2 protein-coding genes are annotated in these 18,391 nt (G+C 45.6%); both read right to left on the reverse strand.

Annotation, left to right across the window (positions count from 1 at the left end; translation table 11 throughout):
• Positions 1–3: 3 nt before the first annotated feature.
• Entirely contained in the window at positions 4–8,202 is an 8,199-nt protein-coding gene (locus tag M2369_RS09175; protein WP_259254038.1) for a non-ribosomal peptide synthetase, read from the reverse strand.
• 13 nt (positions 8,203–8,215) lie between these two features.
• Positions 8,216–18,358: a non-ribosomal peptide synthetase gene (locus M2369_RS09180; protein ID WP_259254039.1), complete on the reverse strand. Its 10,143-nt coding sequence runs from the start codon at positions 18,356–18,358 to the stop codon at positions 8,216–8,218.
• Positions 18,359–18,391 lie beyond the last annotated feature (33 nt).

Consider the following 18,391-nt stretch of genomic DNA (forward strand, 5'->3'; position numbering starts at 1 on the left):
TCCTTACCCCTTTACGATCGTTTCAAGAATCTGCGCAAGTTGATCTGCCTGCGGTCTTTTCATCATGGTCACATGGTCGCCTTTTATTTGATAATACGAGCACGTTTCTCTCGTGTAAGCTTCCCAATCGGCAAATTTCTTCTGGAAATCTGTGGCGTGATCGCTGCTTTGTATAATATAAAACGGCACAGAGAATGGGTCTTTTTCTAATTCAATGGCTTGTGACATGATGGTATTATGTGTCTGCATTTGCAAGTATTTATCTAAATAGTGATCATTCATAAATTGATGAACGACTTCATCCTTTTCTGCTTCTTTGAGGATTTTCTGCTTCACTTCTTGGAAGCTGAGCCCTTGTAATGCTTCTGGTTTGATGCCGACGAGGTTCCCCATACCTAGGACGAGGGCGAGCATTTTCACTTCTTCTTCGTTCATATCGGCATGAAGCGCTTGATCTGCCTCATCTCTTAATACCGGAACCGTATCTAAAATGATCAATCCTTTTGGCGCTTTTCCTGCATGACAGAGTCTCTGATTCATTCCGTAAGCAAGATGTCCGCCCATGGAATGCCCTGCCAAATAATCAATGCCAGGTCGATAGAATGTCTCAATGGCTTCAATAAAAATGGTGACAAGCTCTGTATAATGAAGGAATTGTGGTTCTTCATCCTCATACAAGCCTGGAGACTGCAAGGCGTAAACAGCTCCTTCATGTGTCATGAGCTTGGCCACATCGATATACCCCATCACCGTTCCACCAGCAGGCGGTGCAAAGAAAATTCTCGGTTCAGCCGGATCCCCTTTTTTCAACTCGATCACATAGTCTTTCGGCGCTCTTTCGACAGGCTCGCCTGTTTCTGGCACTGTGTCCAAATATGCCGCTAACTGCGCTGGCGCTGGGTGCATGAAAATCCATTTCGGATCAACACGGACACCTTTTTCTTTTAATTTGGCAACAGCTTGAATACTCATAATGGAATCTCCGCCTAAATCAAAGAATGAATCATGAATTCCTACTCGTTTGACACCAAGCACTTCACTGAAAGCTGTCACAATCAGCTGCTGTGTTTCTGTTGCCGGTTGATCGTCTTCATGTGAGGAAGAGACTGCGTCTGTCGGCTCCGGCAATGCTTTTTGATCGACCTTCCCATTTGTTGTGACAGGAATTGCGTCAAGTACGATAAAGTAACTTGGAATCATATAGCCTGGCAGGCTTTCCTGTAAAAATGCTTTCCATCCAGGAACAGGCTCTCCCCCATCTGTGACAAGGTAGGCTGCCAGCCGTTTTGAGCTGCCGTACGTTTTAGCAATGACGGTACATTCTTTTACTTGTGGATGTTTGAGCAGGGCTGTCTCAATTTCTCCACATTCAATTCGGTAGCCTCTAATTTTGACCAAGTTGTCTTTTCGGCCAAGGTATTCAATACTGCCATCAGACCGCCATTTCCCTAGGTCACCGGAACGATACAGTTTGTCCCCTTTTAATGCCGGGAATGGATTGTCAATAAACCGCTCCTGCGTACGCTCTGGGTCATGCAAATATCCCTTCGCCAACCCTGTTCCACCGATATAGATTTCTCCTTTGACGCCTGTTGGTACTGGATTGAGATGATCATCTAGTATGACAACCGTTGAGTTGGCGACTGGCACACCGATTGGCACTGATCTTGCATCCTCCGGTACGTGTGTGACTTGATAAGTAGTCGCTAATGTTGTGTTTTCTGTTGGACCGTAAGCATTGATCAGCACCCCCTTCATATGTGGCAATGCCTTCCGTGCATGCTCACTAGACATGGCTTCTCCGCCAACAAGTAATGTACGGTATCCAGCTACACTTTTTGGATCATGCTCAATCAGCCGGTTGAATAAAGCAGTTGGCAAACAGTTGGCTGTGACTTGATGCGTTTTGATTAAACGAGTTAATTCGTCCATATTCAGAGCAGCATATTTCGGGATCAGAACCAGCTGACCGCCATTGAGCAACATCCCCCATAATTCAAAGGTAAATGCGTCAAATGCATAGTTAGACAGCTGAAGCATTTTATCTTCTGAACCAAGCTCAATATAGTTTGTTTCTTTCACTAAGCGGACCACTCCTGCATGAGGTAGCATCACGCCTTTTGGTGTGCCTGTTGAGCCTGAAGTGTAGTTCACATAGGCAAGCTGGTCTTCTCCTACAATCGATTTTTCCCTTTGATACACTGCGCCTGTTTCTGGTAACGGCTTGTCCATTTCAATCTTTGTGCCGCTCAGATCGTCTAAACGATTGATCAGATGCGACTGGGTTAAGATGATATCGCTTTGTGTATCGCGAACGATCAGACCGATGCGGACATCTGGATACTCAGGTGACATCGGTACATAAGCAGCACCCGACTTGACGATCCCTAGAACTGAGACCATCATGTCAAACGAACGATCAAACAGCATCGGGACAAGTGAACCTGGTCCAACGCCCTTTGATTGTAAATAGGCAGCCAGTTTTGTCGCCTTCTCGTCTAAATCTTGATACGTCATATGCTCTTCCATATAAGATACAGCAATCCGGTGCGGGTCACGCTGCACTTGTTCTTCAAATAATTCTTGCAGCGTACGCTTTGGATAAGGCGTGTCAGTTTGATTTTTCCCTATGATCATGGCATCCTGTTCTGTTTTGTCCATGACGCAAAAGTCAGCAAATGTCCGTTCAGGCTGAGCCGTCATGCCATCTAACAGATTGAGATAATAATTCATCATACGGTGGACCGTTTCTTGCTCAAATAAATCCGTATTATATTCCACATGGATAGACAGCTTGTCCTCCTGCTCAAATACATGCAAGGTGAGATCAAATTTAGAGACGGTATGATGGACCATCACTTGTTCCGATGTCAGTCCTTTTAGGTTGATATCCAGCGAATCAGTGACATACCCCATGGCGACTTGGAAGATCGGTGAACGACTTAGGTCTCTATCCATTGAAAGGTCATCCACAAGCTTGTCGAATGGATAATGCTGATGCTCAAAGGCTTTTAACGTCATTTCTTTCACCTTTTCCAGTAAATCGGCAAAGGTATCGGCTTTTGAAACGTCCTGTCTCAGCGCCAATGTATTGACAAACATGCCGACGAGCTTCTCTGATTGTTCGACATCACGGCCAGCGATCGGCGATCCAACAATGACATCTGTTTGTCCAGACAACTTGTGAAGCAGGACATAATAGGCTGACAACATCGTCATAAATAGTGTTGTCCCCTGCTGCCTCGACAAGGCATGTAAACGACGAACAAGCGGTTCATCTATCACGAATTGCTCTGTAGCTCCATTAAATGTTTGAACCGGCGGACGAGGACGGTCAAACGGGAGCTCTAATACCGGCAACTCTCCTTGTAACGTTTCTAGCCAATAGCTCTGAGCCTCATGGTGGTTCTTTAATTGCTCATTCTCCCAATGAACATAATCGGTCCATTCAATCTCAAGTGCAGGTAGCTCAGGCGTTTTCTCTGATAATAGCGCACCATACACGACTTCTAATTCTTGAATAAGCAGGCTGAGCGACCATGCATCGGAAATGATATGATGCTGCGCACAAAGCAAGTAATATTCCTCTTTCCCCATATCAACAATTGTCCATTGTGCAAGCGGTCCCCGTTCTAAGTCATAGATGCGGTTCGCCTCTTGCTGAATCAGCTGTTCCAATCTTCTTACTCTTGTTTTTTCATTAAATAATGAGAAGTTCGCAACGGTTACTGATGGCGGAAGATCTTCACGGATGACTTGAACCGGCTTGCCGCCAATGGTTTGAAATGTTGCGCGCAGTGCTTCATGACGTTTTGTTAAGAGACCGATCGCCTTTGTTAACGTTTGGATGTGTAATTGGCCCATCAGCTTCCAAGCACCTAATATATTGTAATGATGGCTCTTTTCTAATGTAGATAAGAACCAAATTCGCTTTTGAGCGTGTGACAGCTCATAGCTTGTTCGTTTTTCCAGCTTTGGAATGCCGACTTCCTGAATGGCTGGTGCTCCATTGATGTCATCGACCATTTGTGCCAAGTGTGCCAGATTCTTGCTTTCAAATAATATTTTTAGCGGTGCCTTTATTGAAAACTCATGATTAATACGAGAAATCGTTTGAGTGGCCTTTAATGAATGTCCACCAAGGTCAAAGAATTGATCCTCTTTGTACACACGATCGACTTCTAAAATATCCTCCCATATGGCCGCAAGCACCTGCTCTGTCTTCGTTTCTGGCAATTGCTTTTCAAACGGCTGTGCGTGTTTGTGATGGAACTGTTTGAGGGCTTCATGATCAATAGAGCCATCTTGTTTTTTCGGTATATCTTCCACTTGCCTGATGTCCCATTTCCCCTCTATGATTCCTGTGATCTTGTCAACATCCACTTCTTTGCCTGATTGCACCGTATAGTACAGTTTCTTTTCAAAATGTGGTATTGGTGCTGGTTGAAGATGTTCAGCGATTTCTTGATTCGCCCCATCTAGGCCAATAAATAGATGCGCTTCATTCAGCCGAACACCTAGACATAATGAATGGAGTCCTTGTTTTTTTCCAATCAATTGAAAGCCCTTGCGAACGGTTAGCGCAGCCCCAGTATGTCCCTTAGACAAACCAAGATTATCCCACATGCTGAAATTCAACGAAATCGCTCTTCTTCCCTCATGATAGGTAAGAGCATGTGCGAGTCCATCTAAAAAGCTGTTCGCCGCAGAATATGCGCCAAATGTGGTGCCGCCAAAAAAGCCATTCACTGATCCAAAAAAGACGAGTGGAACTGACGGGTCATGCTTGAAAGCTTCCTGCAGCACCCAAGCACCATCTGCCTTCCCTGAAAGTTCTTTGACGAAATCTTCTTCTGTTGTATGAGCCAGTGTGTACGTATCCACATGCTGAAAGTGCTCAGATACATTGCCAGCACCGGCTAAATGAAGCGCTCCTCGGATCGACTGTCCGAAATGCTTTTCTGCTTCATAAATCGCCCGCTCGACGTCACATAAATTCGTCACATCGGCTTGTACATAAAGGACGTCTCCCAGATCTTTAAGCTGTGAGAATGACGCCTCTTTTTCTCTGTCTTCTTCAAGGGATGTCCGTCCAATTAACACGAGCTTCAAGCCAAATTGGAGCATTTGCTTAGACAGTTCAAATCCAATACCGCCAAGCCCGCCAGTCAGCAAGTACAAGCCTTCATATTCTAAAAACCCTTCTGTCTGAGGTGCCGTCATCATATTCACTTTTTCCAGCTTTGGTACGAGACGCTGGCCATGCCGGTAAGACACTTCTGCTTTCAAATGAATCGCACCTAGTTCGTCCGCAATATGCTTGGCATCCTGTTCCACATTCTCCGCTTCAATATCAAGGTGAGACACTTCTGCCCCTTCCCATTCTTGCGGGATGGTTTTTAATAATCCGGCAAGAGACGTTTTCTCCACATGAAGCTCATCTTGCGGTTTTACAAATTGACCACCTTTTGTGACAACAACGAGACGCATCGGCTCTTTATTTTCTTGTCTCAATGCTTGATACAAATACAAAATGGATTGGCTAGTGCTTGCATTCAGTTCTTTGAACTGCGCAGGGCTCGCAATCATCTCCCTGTCTGATACATTCCACAAGTGGAGCATACGGTCAATTTTTAATTCATCGGCTTCAAGCGCCGCCACAAGCCTGACGTAATCCCCCTTGATTCGAGGGTTCATCTGATACATCCCTTTTGACAGGCGTAAAAATTCATAACCCTTTTTCACAGAAACATAAGGCAGGTTCATTTGTTCAAATTGTGTATAAAGCGATGGATAAAGCCCTTTTTCATCCTCAAATACGAGTACATGATCAGTGGAGACTGGCTGAGATGGACCGATATTCTCTTTTACCCAAATACGTTTAAAGAACCAATCTGGGAGGGTTTGTTCATTTTCCGAAGCAAGATCAAGTGCATGTTCAATGTCATGAAATACCCCATCTTTCAGTGCCGCACCTAGTTGGGCACGTTGGATTTTTCCGCTTTCTGTTTTCGGAAATTGGTCTTTTTTCACCGGAATGATATGGTCAGGTTCGATTCCCATTTTGCGAATGATGCTCTCTCTAATCTGCTGAATCATTGTGATTTGATCCTCTATCGAATCCTTCTGCGTGACAAAAAAGACGGCGAGTGTGTCATTACTTGATTCGGGATTGTAAATGCCGTACGCAGCGGCAAAGGTGACTTCAACCCCCTCAACTTCTTCCACAACGGCTTCAATTTCGTAATTCAAATAGTTCGCTCCGTTGATGACGATGATATCCTTTTCCCGTCCTGTGAGGACTAGGCGCCCTTCATGAATAAATCCTAAATCTCCTGTATGAAACCAGCCGTTTTCCGCAAATACTTCTTCATTGGCTTCCTCATTTTGATAGTAGCCCATCATAATCGTTGGACTCTTCACCTGCAAGCGGCCGACTTGATCTTCTGGCAGCACTTGGTGATGCTCGTCTACAATCCGAATCCATACAGAAGGGATGGGTGCACCGACTTCTGTAAAAGTCATCTTGTGCGGATGATCGTGCGTCACATATTGAATCTCACTTGTTAATGAGGTCTGATCAATGGTCAGTTGTCCACCCTGATCATCATGACGCATGAATTCTTTTGACTGGACAATGGCTGATGATGTTTCTGACATGCCATAAGCCGGCACCATCGCATGGCGGCTTAATCCGTGCTCACCCATGATGTGCATGAAACGCTGCGTCACTTTAGGAACAACTGCTTCGGCGGCGTTCATGATATAGGTCAAGGTGGAGAGATCCCAGCTCCCTTTGCGAATGTCGTCTTCATATTCATTCATCATCGCAAAGGCAAAGTTTGGCGCCCACGTCCTTGTGACACCATATCTTTCTATCCAATCCAGCCACACCATCGGCCGTTCGATAAATTGATCAATGGATGGACTAATTTGCTGGCAGCCGAGGTAGACATCATGGACATGAAACATGACAATGCCCCCTACATGATCAAGCGGCATCCAGTTCATTGATACATCCTCATGCGTGAAACCATTTGCCTGCTCAAAGGAAATGATTCTAGATAAAATGCTTTGATGGTTGTGCCGGATACACTTTGGCACACCTGTACTTCCTGAGGACAGCAGCTGAAGCACAGGCTCATCCGGCTCTGGCTCATAATGCTGTTCATCTGGGTCACAGGCAAGTAATGTTTCGATTGTTAAAATCGGAATCGCTTTTGATTCAAACGTTTTACGTAGCCCTGCAATGTCCTCAGCACTCGCTTCGTTTGTAATAATGAATGGTTCATTTTGCAGCTGAAACACGCCCTTGAGCTTGTTCACACCTTGATTCATTTCATCATACACAGGTGGTACAGAGACTGGGGTTGGAATGATTCCACCGAGAATACAGCCCCAGAATACTGTGATAAAATCTTGATGGTCTTTCAATTGAAGCAGCACTTGATCGCCGTTTGAAAGTCCGGCTGCCCTTAATCCAGATAGGACACGTTCCGCTCCTGTGAGTAATTCCGGGTAAGTCTGGATCACCTCATGACCGCCTTCTTTGAGATACGTGACTCCGCGATTTGGTGACATAAAGGCGGCTCGGATCAGTACCTCTGTCAATGTGACTGGTGTACCTGGTTTTCTGATCACATCACCTCCATAAACAAGAGCTGGTGGTTTTTCTTGTACGGAGGATTGTATGGTTTGACTGACTTCATCTTTTGAAAACGATTCGTTTCCATTTGTACGCTGTCTATCTGGGAAGAGGTCATCTAAATGATAGGGTGTTTGTTTTTCTGTCTGTCTCTCTATCAAAACGGCTGCTTCCTCTACTCCATCTATGGCTTTCGTGCGCTCTTCTATCTTTCTTCGTTCCTCTTCATCTAGTACGTCAATGGCAAGCAGCGCCTCGGTATCGACCGCTCCACTTTCTTTTCGAGGCAAGGAAGGGACGAGGACGAGTGCGGCTGGCACTTCATCAGGATGAAGTGGTCCTTTCATCAAATCCTCTCTTGTCAGCGAAGGGTCCTTCGCCTGTGCAAACAGCACAAGCGATAGGCCTCCTTCTTGATTTTTCTTCGGGATGAGCGCACATTCCTTTAGTGGAAAGTGAAGCATGAAGACTTTCTCTAATGCTTTGAGATCGATTCGTTTTCCATTGATCCTGACAATATGATTTACTGCATTTCCTTTTCGTCTACTAACTAGCATTCTTCTTCTCCTCCTACATCCAATCCAAAATCTGAATCTTGCTTTCTTCCGTCCAAACGCCGACATCCCCTGTCGGATAAAGATATTCGCCTGTTTGATGTTTGAATGGATGCGGAATTTTATGCGCCTCCATCCAATCGGCTAGCTCTCCAAAAAGTGCTTTGATCTCTTTGGCGCCGATAAAAATATCTCCAGGAAATCCAATCGGCATGAGCTGATGTTCTTCATTCAGGACATATATTTCCGTTTCATAGGCAGGATCATGTACGCCTGCATAAACTTCTTCTTGGTCTGGGTATAGCACGCTGACATGTGCGTTTTTCGCCCAATCACTGATCATCCGCTCTTTTTCCTCATTTGTCACAATGGAGAAGGAAGATAGCGGCGTATCCACTTGTTCTGTCATGGCTTCAAGTGTGTGAATCAGCTGCTGCATCAGCGTTTGTATTTGCTGTTCTGTATATTGATTTAAGTTGTATGTGATCCGAAGCTCCAGCGTATCTCCCGGCACTGCGACAAGGGTTAAGTCATAATTTGTTTCTTCATGACTGGCAATGTCTAAAATGCGTACGCCATACGGCTCAATGGATTCAATCGGATAGTTTTCAAACACGACAATGCTGTGAAACAATGCCTCTCCATTTGGAATTTCCGTCATCTGCTGAATATCTGGCAATACGGTATACTCGTATTCTCTCATCTGAAAAACGGTTTCCTGTGTATGGGCGAGCAATCGCGCAATCGTCCAGTCCGAATGGATCGGTAGACGAAGCGGCAATGTGTTAATAAAGAGCCCTGTCATACTTTCCACTTCTGGTAAGTCAGCTGGCCGGCCAGATACGGTCACCCCAAATATGACATCCTCTGCGCCCGAATGAAGGTGCAAGAGCAGTCCCCACGCTGATTGAATCAGTGTGCTCATCGTGACCTTCTGCTTGCCAGTCATCTTCTCCAGCTTCTGCTGCATCTCTGGCGTCAGTTTGACGCTGGACTGCATCATGCTTGCTTCTTGGTCTGAAGCATGTTCTTCGCCGTCTCCTGGAAGCAGTGTCGCTTCCTCTACACCTGACATATAACGCTGCCAGAATTCTTGCGCCTTCTCTTGATCCTGCTTTTGCAGCCATTCGATAAAATCTTTATATGGACGGACTGTAGAAAGACTGATCTCTCGTTCATCCACAAGAGAGCGATACAGCGCAAAAGATTCCTGAATAAAACTGAACAAACTCCAGCCATCGATTAAAATGTGATGAAAACTAAAGACAAACGTGCATCTTTCCTCATCACAACGGAATAAAGCAATCCGAATCAGCGGTTCATCTATATGGTCTAAATTGAAATCCTTTGAACGATCAGATACTAAAAAGTGTTCGATTGTCTCTTCTTGCTCCGCATCACTCAGGTGGCGCACATCGTGCTGAGTGAGGTGGATGCTTCCTTCTGATTGAATGAACTGAACAGGCTCTTTCAGCCCTTCCCAAGCGAATTTTGTTCTCAAAATCGAATGACGTTCTACAAGAAGGTTCCAAGCTTGTTCATAGGCATCACCGTTTGTTAAGCCTTGGAGCGTCATATGCACCTGACCAAAATAAGCTTGTGAGGCTTGATCTAGCAGTGCATGAAACAGCATTCCTTGCTGCATTGGAGACAGCGGATACACATCGACTACATTGTCTGGAAGTTCATCTATTTGCTTTTGCGTAAGATGAACCATCGGAAAATCAGATGGTGTAAAGCCGCCGCTCGTTTCAACACAATGCGCCAAGATGATCTCCATTTTTTCTTTAAAACGTTCAGGTAACAACCGCACCTCTTGATCTTGAAGCAGTTCACGATTGATCATAAAGTTCATCTGCAACTGACCATCTGTAACATATCCATACACATCGATCAAATGCTGTCTTTCTGCTTTCGGATCGTGAACATGTCCATTTCGTTCGTCTGCGATATAAAGCTTGGCTTCGCCATCTGCCTGATCTAACTGACCGAGGTAATTAAAGCTCATCTGCGGCGTTACCGTTTTGAGTAAACGAGATTCTGTCATGTATTGAAGCAAACCATAGCCGATTCCCTTTTGCGGTACAGCTCGTAAGGTTTCTTTGACGTCTTTGATTTGTCTTGCAACATCGGTTTGTATAAAAGGAATAAAAATAGGATAAGAGCTTGTAAACCAGCCGACTGTCCGTGACAAATCCATCTGTTCAAATAAATCCTCGCGTCCATGCCCTTCTAACGTGATGAGCATTGGCTTTCCAATGGCTTGCGTGAGGCCTGATAACAGTAAATCGTTAATCTCTGTTCGGTATGCTTGTGAGGCCTGTCTAAGTAACATATCTGTTTGTTCCTTTGTGAGCTGAACCGACAGGATCTCTGCATGTTCTTCTATATTAGAAAGCGCAGGCAGTTGGAAAGGAGAACCTTCTTCCTCTTGATCCTTGATTTTTTGCCAAAAAGAGGCCTGCGCTTGTAATTGATCTGTTTGTGCATATTCATATAAGGCATCTGCCCACTGCTTGTAGGAGGCGGTTTTTTTCGCAAATATGATGTCCTGCCCCGTAGCAAGCTGTTTCAATCCATTTAGTACATCTTCTTGTATCATGCGCCATGATATGCCATCCATGACGAGATGGTGTGCAGCAATAAAGAGCTCAGACGTGTCTTCACCTGTATGAAAAAGAATCGCTTTGATCACTTCTCCTCGCTCTAATGACAATGTTCCTTGACAGGCACTTGTCTCCAAGCGGATTTGTTCCCGTGCTTCCTCCTGAGATACATCCGTCACATCAAAGAATGTGACACATGGTGTGACACCAGGCTCACGAATGGTTTGAATCCATGTGCCATCTGCCTCTTTTGTATATATAGCTCTCAGCATATCGTGATGATCGACCAGTTTTGAAAGAACCTGTGTTAACTGTTCATGTGGAACAGATCGCTTCATTTCAATATGCGCCGATAGATTCCAATAATCTTGATTGGTCATCGATTGCTCAAAGAACCAAGATTGAATCGGGAGAAGACGAACCTCTCCTGTCACAGGTGATTGATCATAGACCGTAGAGACCTCTGCCTTTCTCATCGCTTGTGCGAGTTGTGAGATGGTCTGTTTTTCAAATACATCTCTCGGCTGGATGACGTAGCCTTCCTGTGCTAAGCGTGCCACCATTTGTATGACAATAATGGAATCTCCGCCAAGCTCAAAGTAGTTATCATGGACGCCAATAGAAGGAACGCCTAGCAGCTGAGACCACACTTTTTCTAACACACGTTCTTCCTCAGTAGCTGCTTTGTCAATGGCTGTTTCTACTTCTTCTTGTCTCCACTCTGGCGGGGGAAGACGCTTTTGGTCTACCTTGCCATTTGGCGTGAGCGGTAATTCATCCAGCTCTATTAATAGGCTTGGTACCATATAATCTGGCAGAATGTCTTTTAAGTTATGGCGAATGTCTTGCGTGGTCATGCCGCCTTTTTGGACAACATAACCGATCAATCGCTTATGACCACTCTCATGCTGATGCGGGATAACGGCACATTCTGTGATGTCATCAAATGTCAGCATAGCGGCTTCAATTTCTCCACATTCCACGCGGTGTCCACGAATTTTCACTTGATGATCGATTCTTCCAAGACAGTCAATGATGCCATTTGACAGCCAGCGGCCCATATCGCCTGTTTTATATAAACGCGCTCCTTCTTGGAAAGGATGCGGGATAAATGATGATGCTGTTTTTTCTTCATCTCCAAGGTAACCAAGTGCTAGCCCTGTGCCGCCAACATAAATTTCGCCGATGACGCCTTGCGGAACTGGCTGCATTTGGTCATCTAATACATAAGCTTGTGAATAAGCAATAGGCTGTCCAATCGGGACCGTCGCCTGATCTTCTTCCAGTGCCCGAATGTGATGCACACAGGAGAATGTTGTATTCTCTGTTGGTCCATAACCATTTAAAAGCCCTTCAGGCAAATATGGTAGTGCTTTTCGGATATGAGCGGCTGATAAGGCATCTCCTCCGACCAATAATGCATGAAGTCCAGATAAAGCTTCTGGATGTTCTTCTGTTAAACGGTTGAACAGCGGCACAGTCAAGAACCCTGTTGTAATCTGATGAGTTTTTAGTGCTTCCGCTAATGTATCCATTGATAAAATGGTATTTCGATCCGTCAGTATGAGCCTTCCCCCGTTTAAAAGGGCACCCCATATTTCATACGTAAATGCATCAAAAGAGAAGCTAGCGATTTGTAAAATGCGCGTTTGTTCATTAAGGGTGACATAGTCTGTTTCACACACAAGCCGGACGACCGCTTGATGCGGGATCAGTACTCCTTTTGGCTGTCCAGTTGACCCCGATGTGTAATTGATATAAGCAAGTCCATCAGGTCTTAGTGCAGCGGGCATGACCTCTGCTTCTGGTAAAAATTCTTCATACCCTTGATCAAGACAAATGAGTTCCGTTTGATGGATGGATACTTTTTTCAGCCATTCATTTTTTGTCAGTAAAAGCTGAATCCCTGTATCTCTCAGCATATAATCAATGCGGGCATCTGGATATTCAGGATCAATTGGCACATAAGCCCCGCCTGCTTTCACAATGGCCAGCACCCCAAGAATCATTTCAGGCGATCTATCGATGAGCAGTCCAACTGGTTCATGCGGCGTCACGCCTCGCTGCTGCAAATAGCCTGCTAGACGATCGGCTTTCTCATGTAACTCCTGGTACGTCCACTCATCTCCCTGGAACTCGAGCGCCACTGCATGAGGTGTCTTTTTCACTTGCGCTTCAAATCGTTCCGTCATAAGCAGCGGACCTTTTGGTTGATCAGTCTTTCCGCTCCATTCATAGAGCAATTGATGCTTTTCTTTCTCTGGCAGGAAATTCACTTGTCTGATCGGCTGCGCTGGATTTTCACAAATGCTTTCAAGCAGGTGCTCGTAGTATGCGAGGAATCGCTCCATCGTGTCATCAGAAAATAAATCCGCTTGATACTCAAGTTTTAACTGAAGGCCTTCAGCTCCTTCAAACACAAACAGGGAGAGATCAAATTTCGCTGTATCATTATCTTCAATGGCTAAAACCGACGTCGCCTCCCCCATTGGAGATGCTTCCAGCGGTAGGTTTTGCAGAACAAACATGACCTGAAACAGCGGCTGCTTACTGGCATCACGCACAATATTCAGTTCATCGACCACCATCTCAAACGGCACATCCTGGTGTGCATAAGCACCGACGGTTGTCTCCTTCACTCGCTCTAATAATTCCGTAAAGGCTGGATTCCCGCTATGGTCGATCCGAAGCGCCAATGTATTCACGAAAAATCCGATTAAATGCTCCATTTCCGTTCGATTTCTCCCAGCAATGACCGAGCCAATGACAAACTCATCCTGTGAAGACAATCGATGTAAAAGCGTAGAGAAAGCCGACAGCAAGGTCATATACAGTGTGCTGTCTGTTTTCTTAGATAGCTCATCAATCTTTTCAGACAGTGACTTCGACAGTTGATATGTTTTCGTCTTCCCTTTGTAGGATTGAACGGCCGGCCGCGGATGATCATACGGCAATACCAAATCTTCAACAGGTGCCGCAAATTGCTCCTTCCAATAGGCAAGCTGCTTACGCAATGGCTCTCCTGTCAAATACTCCTTCTGCCACAGTGCGTAATCCGCATATTGAATAGGCAATGCCGGCAAGTGAGGCTCCCGCCCTTCGATCGCCGCTGTATACCACTCAGATAATTCTCTTGCAACAATGCCGATCGACCAACCATCTGACACGATGTGGTGAATGGACATAAGTAAGATATGCTCTGCGGGTGAAAGTCGAATCAGCTTCACTCGAAAGAGCGCTTCGTGTTCTAATTGAAAAGGTGTGGATGCCTCTTCTTTCGCCCATTCAGTCGCTTTTTGTTCTTTCTCTTCCTGTGACGCTATGCCTGAAAGGTCCATCACCTCAAGCTCTGGCAGGTCCATCTGTTCATGAATGACCTGTACCGGTTCATCCCCGCTCATCGTAAAGGACGTTCTGAGCGATTCATGCCTTTCCACCATATGTTGCAGACTTTCCTGAAGCACCTTGATATCTAAAGGCCCATTCATCCGAAACGAAATCGTATTATTGTAAAATGGCAGATCCGGCTCTAATTGATAGAGGAACCACTGTCTTTGCTGGGCATAAGACATCGGAATGTCCTGACCCTTCTCCATTTTTCTCATCGGAATCACTTCATCTGCTTTGGCATTTGAATCGATCCAGTCTGCTAATTCTCCGAGTCTCGTATGTTCAAACAACACAGCAAGCGGCACGTCAAACCCTGTTTTTTGCCTAACCGCAGACAGCATTTGCGTCGCCTTCAGCGAATGACCTCCTAGTAGAAAGAAATGATCGCCGCAGTTGACATCTGGGACACCGAGCAGCTCTGACCAAATGTGTGCGAGCAGTTTCTCCGTTTCTGTGTGAGGTGCTCTGTTGTCTGCATCCATTCCGCTTTCCTCTATTAATTCATGAAAATATGCCTCGTCTGGCGATCCATCTTCTGTTTCTTTCCAATATTCCTCAGGAAACAAATGTACGGCATATTCACCAGATAGACGGGACTGTAAACATGTATGAATCGATTGATAAAGCCGCTCTTCCACCGCCTTTGTTTGATCAGTTTTGAAAAAGACGTAAAAGGTCTGCTCTGTTTGCATCTCCGCATCCGCATGGACCATCTCGTGAATCTCTTTCTTCGATCGATCCAATCCCGCATAAATGAGCGGAGCATCTGTCATCAGACATGCGAGCATCGTTTGGAAGCCTGCCTGCTTTGAAATTGGAAGATAACCTCTTTCTTTTAACATGCCTTTTACCATGGAGCCTTCACTCATGCCAATCTCGTCCCACATGCTGAAACTAAAGCAATATGGCTTCACTGTAGATGTCAGCTTCTGATAATGAGCAAATTGTTCCACGAACTCATTGGCAGCGCAATAGGCGCCGACAGTCATACCGCCCTTTAGCGTTCGGGCTGACGAGCTGGAAAGAAATAAAACATCCCTGCGTTTGGAGGCAGCTTCATGAAGCGCAATCGTTCCATACACCTTCGCTTCGTACATTTCATTTAGAGACACAGATGTCATATCAGCAAGCAGTTCTTCTTGAATGATACCTGCGAAATGAATGATGCCATCCAGCCTTTGATTTCCAGCGACCTCATGTCTAGAGATGATCGCTTCCACCTCTTTTTCAGCCGTGATGTCTGCTTTCTCATAAAGAACCTTGCCGCCATGCACTTTTGCCTGCTTCTCTAGGAAAGCCAATGTCTCTTGCTGGTCACTAGAAAGTGCCTCTCTCTCTTTCCTTCCAAGCAACACGAGATGTGCTTGATAAGATGTCAGTAGGTGTTCACTGACTAAACGTCCAATTCCGCCTAGCCCGCCTGTTATGACATAAAGCCCAGATGATTCAAATGGCGGCTCTTTCCTTTTCTGTTCCTTTTCCAAATGAAGAGGTGCTAAAAAGGGAATATAACGAACACCTTGACGATAAGCAGCGACATGACGGTCTTGGTCATGTGTGAGTTCTGCCATAATCGCCATTGCATGAGAATGACTAGATACCGATTCTGCTAGAGAAAAATCAAGACATTGCACCTTGATAAACGGCCATTCATGCTGAACTGCTGTCATCAGTCCGGCTGTCGTTGCTTTTTCTACATCGTGGATGTGATCCTCCGGCACATTCATCGCATGGGTTGAGACAAAAGTGATGGCCACCTGCTCCTCATAGACGGAAATGGCTTTTGTTAAAAATAATGCACTCATGCTGCCCGTTTTCTGCGCTTGTTTCGCCTTGGCCACATAAAGCTTGTCTTCTTGGTTTGTATAGTTCCAAAGGTGAATGATGTGTTTCACCGAAACGCCATACGAACGGAGCGTCTCAAAGAGTTGTTCGTAGTCAGACGGCCGATTCGGGTGGATGATGAAGTGAGTGTGTGTGAGTTGTTTGAACGCTTGACCCGGTTCAACCGTAATGTATGTTTGTTCACTGTTTGCAAAAGATTTCAATTGATCTGCCAGTCCTAATGGATCTGCAAAGATCACAACGTCCCCTATGATCTGCTTGTCAGCTGCATCAAGTGGAGCAGGTATCCACTTCTTTTGATAACTCCAATCAGGCAAGGTATGTTCATTTTCAAGTCTCATATCCATTTCCATGATCATTTCATCAAATTCGCCTTCTTGCCATCTTGTCTTGAGCTGTGCCCTTTCTATTTTTCCAGAGCTGGTTTTGGGAAATGCATGCTTCTGGACAGGAATGATGCGAGATGCAGACAAGCCCATTTTTGTTGCAATATGGGATTTAATGTGCTGACTTGCCCTCATAATATAAGCCGGCTCATACAGCTTCGGTGTAAAAAAGAGAATCAGTTCATCGGATGCAGAAGCCTCCATTCGGACGGAACAAGCAGCCACAAAGCTCGTTTCTACTCCCGGTACTTCCTCTGCTATGGCTTCAATTTCATAGTTGTGATAGTTTTTTCCGTTGATGATAATCATGTCTTTTTCTCTACCGGTTAGTGTCAGCCTTCCTTCGTGCAGGAAACCTAAATCACCCGTGTGAAACCAGCCATCCGCTTGAAATACTTCTTGATTCGCTTCGTCATTCCGGTAATAGCCCTTCATGGTGGTTGGGCCTTTTATTTGCACACGGCCAATATGATCTTCTGGAAGAAGCTCATGCTGATGATTGACGATGCGTATCCTGATACCTGGAATCGGTTTGCCCAACTCTGTAAAGCTGACGGTTCCTGTCTCACGTGCTTCTGCTGGTCTTAGCTGCTCTGTCAGCGACGTTTCCTCAAAGGTCAGAACCCCGCTGTTTTCATCTCCACGCTCAATCGCAAAGGAAAACACAACCGCTGATGAGATTTCAGACATGCCGAAAGCCGGTCTAATCACATCTCCCTTTAAGCCGTGCGGAGCAAGCAGGTGTAGAAATCGGTGGATGGTTTTTGGAACGACCGCCTCTGCCCCATTGATCATGCAGGTCATCGCCGACAGATCCCAAGACCCTGATGAAATCTCTTTCTCATAATCATTGATCATCGCAAATGCAAAGTTAGGTGCCCACGTCTTCGTTGCACGGTAGCGGTCCATCCAGTCAAGCCACCGCAGCGGCTGAGCGATAAAGTCATCTGTTCTTGCCCGAATCTGCTCGCAGCCTGTGTACACATTGACAAGGTGGAACATCACGATGCCACCAATATGATCTAAAGGCATCCAGTCTAACGAGACATCCTCTTGTGTAAATTGATTCGCTGCCACTGTTCCTTTGACGTTCGCCAGCACACTTCTATGGGAATGCTCTACACACTTTGGCATCCCTGTACTTCCAGACGTTAAGATAAAGAAGACGGAATCATCCGGCGCGGCAGGATGAGCGGCTGTATCTCTTTCTAATGTCAGCATCGGCTCAACTGCTGCGACACGTAATTGGTCTGTATGCCACAGTAAGGCTAACCCTTGCACCTCCTCGATCAGTGAGTCATCTGTTAGGATGAGCGGATGCTCGAGCAGCTTCCAAGCATGATGAAGCTTCTTCACTGCAGCATTCATCTCCCGATAGGTTGGGGCAGCCGACACAAGCGTTGGAACAAATCCGCCTAATACACATGCCCAAAAGGCAGTGACCATGGCATGATTCGATGAGAATTGAAAGAAAACAGGATCGCCTGCCTTAAGCCCCAGTGCCCTTAAACCAGTCAGAACCCTCTCGGCGTCTCCTTGTAACTGTGCATAAGATTGTGTGAGTTCGTTCTTGCTATTCACGATATACGTAAGCCCATTTGTCGTTTTTGCAGCCTCTGTTAAGACTTCCTGTAAGGTCTGTGCGCCTTGTGTGACGTCGAGATCCCCTCCATAGGAAAGAGCGGGCGGCATGTCGGCCAAAGCAGGTACAGCCGTTTGCGTCTGTATCGCTTCCGCTGCGGCCTCCTGCTCAATGTGCTTGTCGAGAAATAAATGAGAGAGGTGATACGGCCGCGGTCGAATGGTTTTTTCACGTGAAAAAACAGCGAAGCGTTCGATTTCGTTGGTTTGTAAAATGGTTGTCTTTACATCTTGTAAAATCGCATCCATTGATTCATGTATACTCGTTTGGTTAATGGTTGATGGTTTCATATGAGTTCCTTTCCTTTTTTGTTAGGCAGGACT

The sequence above is a fragment of the Bacillus sp. JUb11 genome (assembly GCF_024807925.1).
Taxonomy (GTDB): Bacteria; Bacillota; Bacilli; order Bacillales; family Bacillaceae; genus Bacillus; species Bacillus altitudinis.

Excerpts from the sequence above, each read along its gene's own strand:
- M2369_RS09180 (WP_259254039.1), bottom strand. The coding sequence starts at position 18,358 with ATGAAACCATCAACCATTAACCAAACGAGTATACATGAATCAATGGAT.
- M2369_RS09175 (WP_259254038.1), bottom strand. The coding sequence starts at position 8,202 with ATGCTAGTTAGTAGACGAAAAGGAAATGCAGTAAATCATATTGTCAGG.